The organism is Pseudomonas sp. MF4836, from assembly GCF_002018875.1.
Lineage (GTDB): Bacteria > Pseudomonadota > Gammaproteobacteria > Pseudomonadales > Pseudomonadaceae > Aquipseudomonas.
Genome location: NZ_MVOL01000006.1, coordinates 296,717 through 311,332 on the forward strand (window position 1 = coordinate 296,717; position 14,616 = coordinate 311,332).

Annotated in this window: 12 protein-coding genes; 8 read left to right on the plus strand and 4 right to left on the minus strand. The window is 60.7% G+C overall.

The window, feature by feature from the left end:
- Positions 1–115 precede the first annotated feature (115 nt).
- The 8 genes from ppsA to MF4836_RS16535 all read left to right on the plus strand — a co-directional run bounded on the left by ppsA (position 116) and on the right by MF4836_RS16535 (position 8,262).
- Entirely contained in the window at positions 116–2,491 is a 2,376-nt protein-coding gene (ppsA, locus tag MF4836_RS16500) for a phosphoenolpyruvate synthase (RefSeq protein WP_020300348.1), read from the plus strand.
- Between the two features lie 101 nt (positions 2,492–2,592).
- Entirely contained in the window at positions 2,593–3,582 is a 990-nt protein-coding gene (locus tag MF4836_RS16505) for an alpha/beta fold hydrolase (protein WP_078471145.1), read from the plus strand.
- A 264-nt stretch (positions 3,583–3,846) separates the two neighbouring features.
- Positions 3,847–4,338 carry a ribonuclease E activity regulator RraA gene (gene rraA, locus MF4836_RS16510; protein ID WP_078471146.1) on the plus strand — a complete coding sequence of 164 codons (492 nt, stop codon included), beginning with the start codon at positions 3,847–3,849 and terminating at the stop codon, positions 4,336–4,338.
- Positions 4,339–4,363: 25 nt separating this feature from the next.
- Positions 4,364–5,359, plus strand: coding sequence for a zinc transporter ZntB (locus MF4836_RS16515; RefSeq protein WP_020300351.1), 996 nt, complete (start codon positions 4,364–4,366; stop codon positions 5,357–5,359).
- A 64-nt stretch (positions 5,360–5,423) separates the two neighbouring features.
- A complete protein-coding gene (locus MF4836_RS16520; protein WP_020300352.1) occupies positions 5,424–5,669 on the plus strand; it encodes a hypothetical protein in 246 nt (81 codons plus the stop codon).
- A 2-nt stretch (positions 5,670–5,671) separates the two neighbouring features.
- Complete coding sequence (locus tag MF4836_RS16525) at positions 5,672–6,496, plus strand: mechanosensitive ion channel family protein (RefSeq protein ID WP_016964357.1); 825 nt, start codon at positions 5,672–5,674, stop codon at positions 6,494–6,496.
- An 87-nt stretch (positions 6,497–6,583) separates the two neighbouring features.
- Positions 6,584–7,174 carry an RNA polymerase sigma factor SigX gene (gene sigX, locus MF4836_RS16530; RefSeq protein ID WP_102047916.1) on the plus strand — a complete coding sequence of 197 codons (591 nt, stop codon included), beginning with the start codon at positions 6,584–6,586 and terminating at the stop codon, positions 7,172–7,174.
- A 107-nt stretch (positions 7,175–7,281) separates the two neighbouring features.
- Positions 7,282–8,262: an OmpA family protein gene (locus MF4836_RS16535; RefSeq protein WP_078471147.1), complete on the plus strand. Its 981-nt coding sequence runs from the start codon at positions 7,282–7,284 to the stop codon at positions 8,260–8,262.
- Between the two features lie 97 nt (positions 8,263–8,359).
- Here MF4836_RS16535 and cobA read toward each other — a convergent pair whose 3' ends face one another.
- From cobA to nirB, 4 genes are read right to left on the minus strand one after another with little or no spacing between them, the layout of a single operon-like run.
- Positions 8,360–9,112 carry a uroporphyrinogen-III C-methyltransferase gene (gene cobA / locus MF4836_RS16540; RefSeq protein ID WP_078471148.1) on the minus strand — a complete coding sequence of 251 codons (753 nt, stop codon included), beginning with the start codon at positions 9,110–9,112 and terminating at the stop codon, positions 8,360–8,362.
- Between the two features lie 10 nt (positions 9,113–9,122).
- Positions 9,123–11,840, minus strand: a complete 2,718-nt coding sequence (locus MF4836_RS16545) for a nitrate reductase (protein ID WP_078471149.1) — start codon at positions 11,838–11,840, stop codon at positions 9,123–9,125.
- Positions 11,840–12,157: a nitrite reductase small subunit NirD gene (nirD, locus tag MF4836_RS16550; RefSeq protein WP_078471150.1), complete on the minus strand. Its 318-nt coding sequence runs from the start codon at positions 12,155–12,157 to the stop codon at positions 11,840–11,842. The genes MF4836_RS16545 and nirD overlap by 1 nt, the downstream gene beginning before the upstream one ends.
- Positions 12,154–14,607 (minus strand): nitrite reductase large subunit NirB, encoded by a 2,454-nt coding sequence (nirB, locus tag MF4836_RS16555; RefSeq protein WP_078471151.1) that lies wholly within the window; start codon positions 14,605–14,607, stop codon positions 12,154–12,156. Before nirB ends, nirD begins: the two co-directional genes overlap by 4 nt.
- Between the last annotated feature and the right edge of the window lie 9 nt (positions 14,608–14,616).

A 14,616-nucleotide genomic window follows, 5' to 3' on the forward strand; every position in this document is an offset into this window, starting at 1 on the left:
CCTGGAATGGCCCGCATTCTCACTTATTTTCCAGGTCCAGGCCATATAGCGGGCAATTGCTCCTTCGAGCAGCCGGCTTCTGAGCTTTTCCAACACAGTTAGTGGAGAGATCACCTTGGTAGAGTACGTAGTTTCCCTCGATAAGCTCGGCGTCCATGATGTAGAGCATGTGGGGGGCAAGAACGCATCCCTGGGCGAGATGATCAGCAACCTCGCGGGCGCCGGTGTATCGGTCCCCGGCGGCTTCGCCACGACGGCTCAGGCCTACCGTGATTTTCTTGAACTCAGCGGTCTCAACGACCAGATCCATGCGGCACTCGATGCCCTGGACGTCGATGATGTCAACGCCCTGGCCAAGACCGGCGCACAGATCCGTCAATGGATCATGGAAGCCGAATTCCCCGAGAAACTTAACGCCGAGATCCGCACCGCCTTCGCCGCGCTGTCGGCCGGCAACCCCGATATTGCCGTAGCCGTACGCTCCTCTGCGACGGCCGAAGACTTGCCGGACGCCTCCTTCGCCGGCCAGCAGGAAACCTTCCTCAACATCCGTGGCGTCGAGAACGTGATTCGCGCCGCCAAGGAAGTGTTTGCCTCGTTGTTCAACGACCGCGCCATTTCCTACCGCGTGCACCAGGGCTTCGACCACAAACTGGTCGCCCTGTCTGCCGGCGTGCAGCGCATGGTGCGTTCGGAAACCGGCACTGCCGGCGTGATGTTCACCCTCGACACCGAGTCGGGCTTCCGTGACGTGGTGTTTATCACCGGCGCCTACGGCCTGGGCGAAACCGTGGTCCAGGGTGCGGTCAACCCCGACGAATTCTACGTCCACAAAAACACCCTTGAAGCCGGTCGCCCGGCCATCCTGCGCCGCAACCTGGGCAGCAAGGCCATCAAGATGATCTACGGCGACGAAGCCAAGGCCGGCCGTTCGGTGAAAACCGTCGATGTCGACAAGGCCGAACGCGCCCGTTTCTGCCTCAGCGATGCGGAGGTCAGCGAGCTGGCCAAGCAGGCGATGATCATCGAGAAGCACTACAAGTGCCCGATGGACATCGAATGGGCCAAAGATGGCGACGACGGCAAGCTGTACATCGTTCAGGCCCGTCCTGAAACCGTGAAAAGCCGCACCCAGGCCAACGTCATGGAGCGTTACCTGCTCAAGGAAACCGGCACTGTGCTGGTGGAAGGCCGTGCCATCGGCCAGCGCATCGGTGCCGGCAAGGTGCGGATCATCAAAGACGTTTCCGAGATGGACAAAGTCCAGCCCGGCGACGTCCTGGTGTCCGACATGACCGACCCGGACTGGGAGCCGGTGATGAAGCGCGCCAGCGCCATCGTCACCAACCGTGGCGGCCGTACCTGCCACGCGGCGATCATCGCTCGCGAGTTGGGGATCCCGGCGGTCGTTGGTTGCGGCAACGCCACCCAACTGCTGAAGGAAGGCCAGGGCGTCACCGTATCCTGCGCCGAAGGCGACACCGGCTACATCTTTGAAGGCGAGCTGGGCTTCGACGTCAAGAAGAACTCGGTCGATGCCATGCCTGACCTGCCATTCAAAATCATGATGAACGTCGGCAACCCGGATCGCGCCTTCGACTTCGCCCAGTTGCCCAACGCCGGTGTCGGCCTGGCCCGGCTGGAGTTCATCATCAACCGTATGATCGGCGTGCACCCCAAGGCGCTGCTGAACTACGCCGGCCTGCCGCAGGAAATCAAGGACAGCGTCGACAAACGCATCGCTGGCTATGACGACCCAGTCGGCTTTTACGTCGAGAAGCTGGTGGAAGGCATCAGCACCCTGGCCGCTGCGTTCACGCCGAAAAAGGTCATCGTGCGCCTGTCGGACTTCAAGTCCAACGAATACGCCAACCTGATCGGCGGCAAGCTGTACGAGCCGGAAGAAGAAAACCCGATGCTGGGCTTCCGTGGTGCCTCGCGCTACATCAGCGAATCCTTCCGTGACTGCTTCGAGCTCGAGTGCCGTGCCCTCAAGCGCGTGCGCAACGAGATGGGCCTGACCAACGTCGAGATCATGGTGCCGTTTGTCCGTACCCTGGGCGAAGCCAGCCAAGTGATCGACCTGCTGGCTGAAAATGGCCTGAAGCGGGGCGAGAACGGCCTGCGCATCATCATGATGTGCGAGCTGCCTTCCAACGCGATCCTGGCGGAAGAGTTCCTCGAATTCTTCGACGGTTTCTCCATCGGCTCCAACGACCTGACCCAGCTGACCCTGGGCCTGGACCGTGACTCCGGGATCATCGCGCACTTGTTCGATGAGCGTAATCCGGCGGTCAAGAAGCTGCTGGCCAACGCCATTGCCGCCTGCAACAAGGCCGGCAAGTACATCGGCATCTGCGGCCAGGGCCCTTCGGACCACCCAGACCTGGCCAAATGGCTGATGGAGCAGGGTATCGAGAGCGTCTCGCTGAACCCCGACTCCGTACTGGAAACCTGGTTCTTCCTGGCTGAAGGTCAGGCTGCGGTCTGATCGGTGAATGAAGGCCCGGCCGGCCACGTGTCGGCCGGGCCTTTGAGATTCAAGTAGGGCGGGCTCCATCTGGATGCCGCCCTTTTTTGTGCAAGAGCATTATGCAAAGCAGCAGCAACCTATTTCCCGTCGCCTTGATCAGTGCTGAACGTCGAGGCGACCTGAGTGAAGACGTGTACCGCCTGAAGCCGGGCAACAGCCCGGACAGCACGGTGGAGATCGCCGTTACCCGTTTGGGCCTGGCTGATGAGCCTGAGGCTCGTGGTGTTCCGGTGATCTTGCTTCACGGCAGTTTTTCCAACCGCCGCTTCTGGTTTTCCCCCAAGGGCCTGGGGCTGGGCGCATACCTGGCCCGTGCCGGTTTTGATGTGTGGATCCCTGAGATGCGTGGCCATGGCCTGTCGCAACGCAACGCTGGCTATCGCAAGAATCGTGTCGCCGACTATGCGCGTTACGACCTGCCGGCCATTGGCGCCTTCGTGCGCGAGCAGAGTGGGCAGGTCCCGCACTGGATCGGCCATTCCCTGGGGGGTATTACCCTGGCCGCGGCCTTGGGCGGACAGTACCTGGGCGAGCCGGCAGTGGCCTCGGCGGCCTTTTTTGGCAGCCAGGTCAGCCGCACGTACTGGCCATTGAAGATTCCACCGGTGGAGTGGGGCGGTCGTTTTGTTCTCAAGCGTTTTGCCCAGCTCTCGGGGTCGCGGCTCAAGCGTGGTCCGGAAGACGAGCCGATCGGCCTGGCGTTGGAAAGCATGCGCTGGTACGGCCTGTTCGGACGTTTCGGCGACAGGGACAAGGATTGGTGGGCCGGCCTGGCCGAGGTCCAGATGCCGGTGCTGGCCGTCAGCGCTGCGGGCGATCATCAGGACCCGACCTGGGCCTGTCGCAAGCTTTATGAGCAGCTAGGTTCCGAGCACAAACAATTTGTCTGCCTGGGGCGCGAGCAGGGTTTCAGCGGTAATTTCGGGCATGTCGAAATGCTGGTGAGCAAAGCTGCGCAGGTTGAAGTCTGGCCGTTGGTTGCCCGCTGGTTGACCGACCAGCAGACACCGCTGCTGACGCCGGCACCTGATCTGGCCGCCGTGGTTTGATGCCGGGGCGCTGACAAGAGCATTTCGCTCAGCCTGGGTTGCGGCTAAGATATGACGCATTGAGCTGTTTTGGTCATATTCAGTTACGAAGTGGGAATTGTGTTCGTGTTGTTTGCTTCGGGCGTCGGCCACTGATGGCCGAGCCTGATGTCGCATGATTCCCACCGCAGCATTAAACCTGCGCGGTCTGGGCTCGTTTCATTAATACAGTGCCCGGGTTTGCGGCATCTTCAATCGTGGTCTTTCTGTTACAGGAGTTTCTCGATGAATCATTACCTCACTCCCGACCTGTGCGACGCCTATCCGGACCTGGTGCAGGTGGTTGAACCGATGTTCAGCAATTTTGGTGGCCGAGATTCATTCGGCGGCGAAATCGTGACCATCAAATGCTTCGAAGACAACTCGCTGGTCAAAGAGCAGGTCGATCTCAAGGGCGATGGCAAAGTACTGGTGGTCGACGGCGGCGGTTCGCTGCGTCGTGCCCTGTTGGGCGACATGCTGGCCGAGAAAGCGGCGAAAAACGGTTGGGAAGGCCTGGTGATCTACGGCTGCATTCGCGATGTCGACGTCATTGCGCAGACCGACCTCGGCGTCCAGGCGCTGGCCAGCCATCCGATGAAGACCGACAAGCGCGGCATTGGCGATCTCAATGTGGCCGTGACCTTTGCCGGCGTGACATTCCGCCCGGGTGAATATATCTATGCCGACAATAATGGTGTGATCGTTTCGCCCAGCCCGCTGAAAATGCCTGAATAACCAGTCGACCTAGCAAGGGATGAGGATGTTCGAGGAAGAAAACGCGCAATGGGGCCTGGTACATGCCCTGATTCTGGATGGTAAAGGCGGTGCGCGTTCGATTGCCCGGACTGAGCTCGACGAGTTGCAACTGCAGCCCCATGAAAGCCTTTGGCTGCACTGGGATCGCAGTCATCCACAGACTCAGACCTGGCTGCGCCGCTCCAGCGGCCTGAGCGAGTTCAGCTGTGACCTGCTGCTCGAGGAGAACACCCGGCCGCGCCTGCTGGCATTGCCGGACTCCGAGTTGCTGCTGTTTTTGCGCGGTATCAACCTCAATCCCGGGGCCGAGCCGGAAGACATGGTCTCGGTGCGCATCTTCGCCTCGGCCCAGCGGGTGATTTCCCTGCGTTTGCGTCCGCTGCGAGCCACTGACGAGTTGCTGGTGCAACTGGCCGATGGCAAGGGCCCGAAAACCGCCTCGGAGCTCATCCTTTATATGGCGCAATACCTGACCCACAAGGTTCAGGATCTGGTCAGCGACCTCTCTGAAGTGGTCGATGGCGAAGAAGAAAAACTGGATGCCGACGAACGGTATACGCCGGAGCATGGCAGCATTTTGCAGATCCGTCGGCGAGCGGCCGGGCTCAAGCGTTTTCTCGCGCCGCAGCGGGATATTTTCGGCCAGCTCAGCCGCATCAAATTGCCCTGGTTTGCCAATGACGACGGCGACTACTGGAACGAATTGAACAACAGTCTGACCCGTTACCTGGAAGAGCTGGAATTGACCCGGGAGCGCGTGGGGCTTGTGCTGGAGGCCGAAGACCGGCGCTTGAGCGTGCGCATGAATCGCACCATGTACCGCTTCGGGATCATCACCGGGATTTTCCTGCCGATGAGTTTTCTTACCGGCTTGCTGGGCATCAACGTCGGCGGTATTCCGCTTTCCGCCAGCCCCTATGGCTTCCTCGTGGCGTGCCTGCTGTTGGCCAGCGTGGCGCTGGGCCAGTGGTGGTTATTCCGACGTTTGCGCTGGGTCTGACGAATGAGTCATGTGACCCGAAGAAATTTGATCGCGTCTTTCACAGACATCACGAGAGGTGCGTATGCACGATCCGTTTGAACAGTCTTTGCGTGACATGCTGAAAGCGACGCCGTCCAGCCGTGACGACGACGCTTGCCTGGGCCGCGTACTGAAAACCGCCAACCGCCAGGTCGGTGCCGGTGATCTGTTCAGCCTGCTGGGCCGTTGGCTGCCAGCGTTGATGATCGCCTTGAATAACGGATCGGCCCACGTCGCGCCGGTGTCCCGTCGTAAACCTACTGCTCGCACTGCTGATAAGGCTGATTGAATATGGAACTTGATCTCTGGACTCAGAGCCTCGTCACCGCGATGACTGCGTTGTGGACCAAGGTAGCGAATTTCATTCCTAACCTGTTCGGCGCCCTGGTGGTGCTGTTGCTGGGTTTTGTCGTGGCCAAGTTGCTGGACACGCTGCTCTCCAAATTACTGGCCAAGCTGGGCCTGGATCGCCTGATGGGCGGCACCGGCTTGACCAAGCTGCTGTCCCGCGCCGGGTTGCAGGTGCCGATCTCGACCTTGATCGGCAAGATCGTGTATTGGTTTGTGTTGTTGATATTCCTGGTTTCTGCTGCCGAATCCCTTGGCCTTGAGCGAGTTTCAGCTACGCTCGACATGCTGGCGCTGTATTTGCCCAAGGTCTTTGGTGCTGCGCTGGTACTGCTGGTGGGGGTTTTACTGGCGCAACTGGCCAACGGCCTGGTGCGCGGTGCTGCAGAAGGTGTGGGTCTGGATTACGCCAGCGGCTTGGGGCGGATTGCCCAGGGCCTGGTAATTATCATCAGTATTTCGGTCGCGATCAGCCAGTTGGAGGTCAAAACCGACCTGCTCAACCATGTGATCGTGATTGTATTGATTACCGTTGGTCTGGCAGTTGCCTTGGCCATGGGATTGGGAAGCCGGGAAATTGCCGGGCAGATTCTTGCGGGAATCTACGTGCGTGAGCTGTATCAGGTTGGGCAACAAGTACGCGTGGGCGAGGTCGAAGGTCAGATCGAAGAGATCGGCACGGTTAAAACTACACTGCTGACCGAGGAGGGTGAGCTAGTCTCTCTTTCCAATCGGATCCTGTTGGAGCAGCACGTAAGTAGCCGCTAACCCGGCAAACCCTGCTAATGTATGCCGCCGCAAAATGCCCTGTCCGGGATGCGGCGGACATTGACCTGACTGTCGGCCCGACTCGTTTTGAATAAAGCCCAATCGTTATCCATGCGCTACGATCCCCGCGAGCTCTCCGATGAGGAGTTGGTTGCGCGTTCGCATGCGGAGCTGTTTCACGTAACGCGCGCCTATGAAGAGTTGATGCGGCGCTACCAGCGAACCTTATTTAATGTCTGTGCACGTTATTTAGGGAACGATCGCGACGCGGACGATGTCTGTCAGGAGGTGATGCTGAAGGTGCTGTATGGCCTGAAGAACTTCGAGGGCAAATCAAAGTTCAAGACATGGCTATATAGCATTACGTACAACGAGTGCATCACACAGTATCGAAAGGAGCGGAGAAAGCGTCGATTGATGGACGCTTTGAGTCTTGACCCCCTCGAGGAGGCGTCTGAAGAGAAGGCGCCGAAACCTGAGGAAAAGGCCGGACTTGACCGCTGGTTGGTGCATGTGAATCCGATTGACCGAGAAATTCTGGTGCTACGATTTGTCGCAGAACTGGAGTTTCAGGAGATCGCGGATATCATGCATATGGGTTTGAGTGCTACAAAAATGCGGTACAAACGAGCTCTTGATAAATTGCGTGAGAAATTTGCAGGCATTGCTGAAACTTAGTTCGGCGCAAATATCTCTTACGTCTAGGTGAGTTCTGATAGACTTACCGCCGAGTTGTCCCCCGGTATGTGGGACTGCTTTACAATCACCAGATGGGGATTTAACGGATGAAACTGAAAAACACCTTGGGCATTGCCATTGGTTCTATTGTTGCCGTGACTTCGTTCGGCGTTCTGGCGCAAGGCCAAGGCGCGGTCGAGGGTGAACTGTTTTACAAAAAACAGTACAACGACAGCGTTAATCACGTTGAAGACGGCTTCAACCCAGGCGCATCGATCGGTTACTTCCTGACCGACGACCTGTCGTTGAACGCTACCTACGACAAGACCAACCACACCCGTTCTAACGACGGCACTGGTAACCAGAAAATCAAGGGCGACAACTTCGGCCTGAACGCTCAGTACCACTTTGGTACCGTGGGTGACGCTCTGCGTCCATACGTTTCCGGCGGTGTTGCTCACAAGAGCATGACCAACGTTGAGGTCGACGGCCACAACGGTCGCGATCAGTCGACTTTCCTGACTGCTGGCGCTGGTGTTAAGTACTACTTCACCGACAACCTGTTTGCACGTGCCGGCGTTGAAGCCGACTACAAACTGGACAACGGCAAGTGGGACTACGCTCCTACCGTTGGTCTGGGCGTGAACTTCGGTGGCAGCGGCGGCAAAGTTGCTCCAGCACCTGCTCCAGCACCAGCTCCAGTAGCTGAGCCAGAGCCAGAAGCTCCGGTTGCTGAAGTTGTTCGTGTTGAGCTGGACGTGAAGTTTGACTTCGACAAGGCTGTGGTTAAAACCAACAGCTACGGCGACATCAAAAACCTCGCTGACTTCATGAAGCAGTACCCACAAACCACCACCGTTGTTGAAGGTCACACTGACTCCGTCGGTCCTGACGCTTACAACCAGAAACTGTCTGAGCGTCGTGCAAACGCTGTTAAGCAAGTTCTGACCAACCAGTACGGTGTTGAGTCGAACCGCGTTCAATCCGTTGGTTACGGTGAGTCCCGCCCAGTTGCTGACAACGCAACTGAAGCTGGCCGCGCTGTTAACCGTCGCGTAGAAGCGTCGGTAGAAGCACAAGCTAAGTAATTAGCTCTGTAGCTCAGAAAAACCCGGCCTAGGCCGGGTTTTTCTTTGTCCGCGATTTGAGCCCCGGTCCCTTGCGCCGCCAGCCATTCGCCAGGCGCTACGCAAGCTGGACAAGCAGGCTGTCGGGCGCGTCCTCGATGCTTGCAGCGGCTGCAACCTTGCCTATCACCAGGATTGCCGGGCTCTGTAGCTGGAAATGCAGTGCCGCGTCGTGCATTGCCTCCAGGGTGCAGCGGCATTCCCGCTGTTCTGGCAGCGAGGCGTTTTCAATCATTGCCACCGGTGTCGTTGCAGCAAGCCCCCCTTTGAGCAGTTGCTCACGAATGTCCGCGAGTTTCGCCACCCCCATATAGATCACCAGCGTCGTGCCACTTTGCGCCAGGGCTTGCCAATTCAGGCTGCTGCCATCCTGGGTATGGGCCGTCACCAGCGTGACGCCACGGGCGACGCCGCGCAGGGTCAGAGGGATATCGCAGCGCGTCGCCCCGGCAAGGCCGGCGGTGATGCCATTGACCAATTCCACTTCCACGCCGCGTGCCCTGAGCCACTGCGCCTCTTCGCCGCCGCGTCCGAAAATGCACGGGTCGCCACCCTTGAGGCGCACCACGCATTTGCCCTGGCGGCTGTAGCGCAGCATCAGGCGGTGAATGAAGTCCTGAGGTGTGGAGCGACAGCCACCGCGCTTGCCGACATGGACAACCCGTGCTCGGGGGCAGTGCTCCAGTAGCGCGTGGTTGACCAGGTCGTCGATCAGTACCACCTCGGCTTCGCCCAGGGCGCGGACGGCCTTGAGGGTCAGCAATTCGGGGTCGCCGGGGCCGGCACCTACCAGCCAGACTTTTGTGCTCATGTATTTTTCCTCACAAGGTGATGGCGATCGGCTGCGCCGAGGCAGCCAGCAGACGTTTGATTTCCGGGATGCATGACCCGCATTGGGTGCCGCAGCCCAGTTGCTGTTTCAGGCCGTCGAGGTCCAGGCCACGTTCGATGCCGGCACAAACCGCGTTGAGGCTGACGTTCTTGCAGTTGCACAAGGTCTTGTTGTTGGGCGAGGACAGGCCGGCGGCCCCAGGTGGGGTGCTCATGGGCGCCAACAGCCAGCGGCGCAGTTGTTCATCGGCGCGGCCTTCCAACCACAGGTTGTGCAACCAGTGCTGGGCCAGAGTTTCACCGGCCAGGCGGATGGCGATGATTCGCCCCTGTTCGATTCGCACCCGTTTGCCGATGGCGCGTCGCGGATCGTCGTAAGCCAGGACAGGGCCGTGGCTCAAACCCAGTAAATGATCGATGTCCTTGAGCAGCAACGAGTCTGGTGCCTGGGCATGCGCCGCGCGAATCAACAGGGCAGGCCGTTCACGGCCGGTGAGGCTCAGGCTCAGGTAGGAAAAGCTGTCGCACAGTGGCCGCAACGCCTCGAAATGTTGCTGCACATTGCCCTCGATCAGGGCGAACAGATGCCATGGCAGGTGCACCGGCTCCAGGCGCACACCGCTGTGCTTGAGTTCCGGCTGCTTGGACAATGGGTCAAACGCCGATTGGGTGACGGCGTTGATGCCGCCCTTGAGAAAACGATCGCCCCAGTGCATTGGTAAAAAAGCCTGGCCAGGGCGTATGCCGTCGTCGCTGCCCACGGCGACGATCACGCTGCCGCGGCGGCTTTTGAGGCTGACCAGATCGCCATTTTGCAGGCGATGTCGCCGCAGCTCGTCCGGGTGCAGGCTCAGTACGGCTTCGCTGACATGGCCGAACAACTGCGCGGCGGTGCCGGTGCGGCTCATGCCGTGCCACTGGTCGCGCAGGCGACCGGTAATCAGGGTCAGCGGGAACCGCGCATCACGTTGTTCCTTTGCCGCCTGGTAGGGGTCGCAGACAAACTGGGCGCGGCCATTGGCTGTCGGGAACACGCCATCGCCATAAAGGCGCGCGGTGCCGTGTTCGACGCCCGATGGAAACGGCCATTGCTGCGGCCCGAGGCGGTCGAGCAGGGCATGGCTGATTCCGCATAGGTCCAGGTCGCGGCCTTGGGTCAGGTGTTTGTATTCGTCGAATACCTGGGCCGGCTCGGTGAACGTGAACAAGCTTGGCTTACCGGGACGCAGTTGCTGTTCCAGGCGCTGGGCGAAGTCCACGGTGATGGCCCAATCCGGGCGTGCTTCGCCCGGGGCCTTGATCGCCCGGCGGACGTGGGAGATGCGGCGTTCGGAGTTGGTCACCGTGCCGTCTTTTTCACCCCAACTGGCGGCGGGCAGCAGCAGGTCGGCGAACGGCGCGGTTTCGGTGGTGCGAAACGCTTCCTGCAACACCACGAATGGGCAAGCCTCGAGGGCTGCACGAACTGATTGCTGGTCGGGCAGCGATTGCGCCGGGTTGGTACAGGCGATCCACAGCGCCTTGATGCGGCCGCTTTTCACCTGCTCGAACAGCTCGATGGCGGTAAGCCCGGTGCGCTCGGGCAACTGCTCGACCCCCCAGTAGTGGGCGACTTGCGCGCGATGCTCGGGGTTGGCCGCTTCGCGGTGTCCGGGCAGCAGGTTGGACAGGCTGCCGGTTTCGCGACCGCCCATGGCGTTCGGCTGACCGGTCAGAGAGAAGGGGCCGGCACCGGGTCGGCCGATCTGGCCGGTGGCCAGGTGCAGATTGATCAGGGCACTGTTTTTCGCGCTGCCCGAGGTGGACTGGTTCAGCCCCATGCACCACAGGGAAAGGAAGCTCGGCGCAGTCCCGATCCACTGCGCGCACGCCTGTAGCTGCTCGACATTGATCCCGCAGAGCTGGGCCACCATGTGCGGGGTGTAGTCGCGCACCAGGGTTTTCAACGGCGCCAGGCCTTCGGTGTGGGCCTCGATAAAGGCGCGGTCCACCCAGCCTTCCCACAGCAGCAGGTGCAGGATGCCGTGGAACAATGCGACATCGGTGCCCGGCAGGATGGCCAGGTGCAGGTCGGCGAGGTCGCAGGTATCGGTACGACGCGGGTCGATGACGATGACTTTCATCTGTGGTCGCAGGCGCTTGGCTTGTTCCAGGCGGCGAAACAGTACTGGATGGGCGTAGGCCATGTTACTGCCGACTATCATCACGCAATCACTCTGTTCCAGGTCTTCGTAGCTGCAGGGTGGGGCGTCGGCGCCCAGGCTGCGTTTGTAGCCGACCACTGCCGAAGACATGCACAGCCTTGAGTTGCTGTCGATATTGTTGGTGCCGACCAGCGCTCGGGCCAGCTTGTTGAAGACGTAGTAGTCCTCGGTCAGCAATTGCCCGGACAGGTAGAAGGCCACGCTGTCCGGGCCGTGTTCGGCGATAGTGGCGGCAAACACGTTGGCCGCATGCTGCAACGCACTGTCCCAGTCGGTGCGGCTGCGGGGCAGGCGTTTGCCCAGGCGCAATTGCGGGTACAGCGCACGTGCCGCGAGGTCGCCGGTCAGGTGCAGGCAGGCTCCCTTGCTGCACAGTTTGCCGAAGTTGGCCGGGTGCGCCGGGTCGCCGCTGACGCCCAGGATCTGCTGGCCGTCATGCTCGATCAGCACGCCGCAGCCGACCCCGCAGTAACAACAGGTCGAAGCGGTCGTCTGGCGGCTCATCAGCCTGCATCCCGCAGCGCCAGCAGGACCCGGCCATTTTCCACCCGGGCAGCATGCTGGTGTGCACAGCCTGTATCGGGGGCCTGGGCTTGGCCGGATTCGAGGTCGATCTGCCAGTTATGCAACGGGCAGGCGACTTTCTTGCCGTAGATCAGCCCCTGGGACAACGGGCCGCCCTTGTGCGGGCAGCGGTCATCGAGGGCAAAGACCTGGTCGTCGCTGGTGCGAAAAATGGCGATGGCGCCCTTGGGCCCGTCGACGATGCGCGCGCCGAGGGCGTTGATGTCTTCCAGGGCGCAGATATCCTGCCAGTTCATGCCGGCACCTCCAGGTTGTTCAGGGGGATCAGGTCGAATTCTTTCTTCAGCAACGGCTGCTGCAGGCGCTCTTTCCACGGGTCCTGCTCGAACGACAGGGAGAATTGCAGGCGTTCGTTGAGTGCCTTGCGCCGCTGCGGGTCTTCCACGACCGCGCGTTTGATGTGGTCCATGCCGACCCGTTGCAGGTAGTGCACGGTGCGCTCCAGGTAGAAGGCTTCTTCGCGGTACAGCTGCAGGAAGGCACCGTTGTACTCGCGGACTTCCTCGGCGGTCTTGAGCTTGATCAAGAACTGCGCGACCTCGGTCTTGATCCCGCCGTTGCCGCCGATGTACAGCTCCCAGCCGGAGTCGACACCGATAATCCCCACGTCCTTGATCCCGGCCTCCGAGCAGTTGCGCGGGCAGCCGGAGACTGCGAGCTTGACCTTGTGCGGGGACCACATATTGAACAGGTCGTGTTCCAGCTCGATCCCCAGTTGCGTCGAGTTTTGCGTGCCGAAGCGGCAAAACTCGCTGCCGACGCAGGTTTTCACGGTGCGGATGGACTTGCCATAGGCGTGGCCCGAGGGCATGTCGAGGTCTTTCCACACGCCAGGGAGGTCCTGCTTCTTGATCCCTAGGAGGTCGATGCGCTGGCCGCCGGTGACTTTCACCATGGGCACCTGGTACTTGTCCGCGACATCGGCAATGCGCCGCAACTCAGACGGGTTGGTCACGCCCCCCCACATTCGAGGCACCACCGAATAGGTGCCGTCTTTCTGGATGTTGGCGTGGGCCCGTTCGTTGATCAGCCGCGACTGTGGATCGTCCCTGGCTTCACCCGGCCAGGTGGAAATCAGGTAGTAGTTCAGCGCCGGGCGGCAGGTGGCGCAGCCATTGGGCGTACGCCAGTTGAGGTAGCTCATGGTGTCGGCGATGGTCAGCAGGTGCTGTTCGCGGATGGCCTGGCGGATCTGCCCGTGGTTGAGGTCGCTGCAGCCGCAGATGGCTTTTTCGCTTTTCGGCTTGACGTCCGCTGCGCCGCCGACGGTGTTGATCAGGATCTGCTCCACCAGGCCGGCGCAGGAACCGCAGGAGCTGGCGGCCTTGGTGTGTTTCTTGACCTCGTCGACGCTGAACAGCCCGTGCTCCTGGATCGCCTTGACGATGGTGCCCTTGCACACTCCATTGCAGCCGCAGACTTCGGCGTTGTCGGCCATGCCCATGGCTTTGTCCTGACCTTGATGGCCGACATCGCCCAGCGCGTTTTCGCCGAACATCAGGTGGTCGCGGATCTCGCCAATCCCATGGTTCTCGCGGATCTGCCGGAAGTACCAACCGCCGTCCGCGGTGTCTCCATACAGGCAGGCGCCGACCAGCACGTCATCCTTGATCACCAGCTTTTTGTACACGCCGCCGATGGGGTCGGAGAGGGTGATGGTTTCGGTCCCTTCTGCGCCCATGAAGTCGCCGGCGGAAAACAGGTCGATGCCGGTGACTTTCAATTTGGTTGAGGTCACCGAGCCCTGGTAGCGCGCGAAGCCCAGTTGTGCCAGATGGTTGGCGCAGACCTTGGCCTGTTCGAACAGCGGCGCCACCAGGCCGTAGGCGATGCCGCGATGGCTGGCGCATTCGCCGATGGCGTAGATACGCGGGTCGTAGGTCTGCAGGGTGTCGTTGACCAGGATCCCGCGATTGCACGGGATCCCGGCTTTTTCCGCCAGCTCGGTGTTGGGGCGGATGCCGGCGGCCATCACCACCAGGTCGGCGGGGATGATGTCGCCGTTCTTGAACTGCACCGAGCCCACCCGGCCATTGCCGGCATCATGCAGGGCCTGGGTTTGCTCGCTCAGGCGAAAGTGCAGGCCTCGGGCTTCGAGGGCGGTTTGCAGCAGTTGGCCACTGGTCTGGTCCAGTTGCCGCTCCAGCAGCCATTCGCCGATGTGCACCACGGTGACGTGCATGCCACGCAGCATCAGGCCGTTGGCCGCTTCCAGGCCGAGCAGGCCGCCACCGATCACCACCGCGTGTTTGTGGGTCTTGGCGGTGTCGATCATCGTTTGAGTATCGGCGATGTCGCGGTAACCGATGACCCCCTGCAGGGTGTTGCCGGGGATGGGCAGGATAAACGGCGTCGAGCCGGTCGCGATCAGCAGGCGATCGTACTCGGCCTCGGTGCCATCCTCGGCCATCACGCGGCGCCTGGCCCGGTCGATCTGCACCACCTTGCGGTTGAGCAGCAACTTGATCTGGTTATCCAGGTACCAGTCCAGGTCGTTGAGCACGATCTCGTCGAACGTCTGCTCACCGGCCAGGACCGGCGAGAGCAGGATGCGGTTGTAGTTGGTGTGGGGCTCGGCGCCGAAGACCGTGATGTCGTACAGCTCGTTGCTCAGCTTGAGCAGTTCTTCCAGGGTCCGGACCCCGGCCATGCCGTTGCCGATCATCACCAGTTTGAGTTTTTTCATCAGGTTCTC

Excerpts from the sequence above, each read along its gene's own strand:
- nirD (WP_078471150.1), bottom strand. The coding sequence starts at position 12,157 with ATGAACTGGCAGGATATCTGCGCCCTGGAAGACATCAACGCCCTCGGC.
- nirB (WP_078471151.1), bottom strand. The coding sequence starts at position 14,607 with ATGAAAAAACTCAAACTGGTGATGATCGGCAACGGCATGGCCGGGGTC.
- rraA (WP_078471146.1), top strand. The coding sequence starts at position 3,847 with ATGAATCATTACCTCACTCCCGACCTGTGCGACGCCTATCCGGACCTG.
- MF4836_RS16535 (WP_078471147.1), top strand. The coding sequence starts at position 7,282 with ATGAAACTGAAAAACACCTTGGGCATTGCCATTGGTTCTATTGTTGCC.
- MF4836_RS16520 (WP_020300352.1), top strand. The coding sequence starts at position 5,424 with ATGCACGATCCGTTTGAACAGTCTTTGCGTGACATGCTGAAAGCGACG.
- cobA (WP_078471148.1), bottom strand. The coding sequence starts at position 9,112 with ATGAGCACAAAAGTCTGGCTGGTAGGTGCCGGCCCCGGCGACCCCGAA.
- MF4836_RS16505 (WP_078471145.1), top strand. The coding sequence starts at position 2,593 with ATGCAAAGCAGCAGCAACCTATTTCCCGTCGCCTTGATCAGTGCTGAA.
- MF4836_RS16545 (WP_078471149.1), bottom strand. The coding sequence starts at position 11,840 with ATGAGCCGCCAGACGACCGCTTCGACCTGTTGTTACTGCGGGGTCGGC.
- MF4836_RS16515 (WP_020300351.1), top strand. The coding sequence starts at position 4,364 with ATGTTCGAGGAAGAAAACGCGCAATGGGGCCTGGTACATGCCCTGATT.
- MF4836_RS16525 (WP_016964357.1), top strand. The coding sequence starts at position 5,672 with ATGGAACTTGATCTCTGGACTCAGAGCCTCGTCACCGCGATGACTGCG.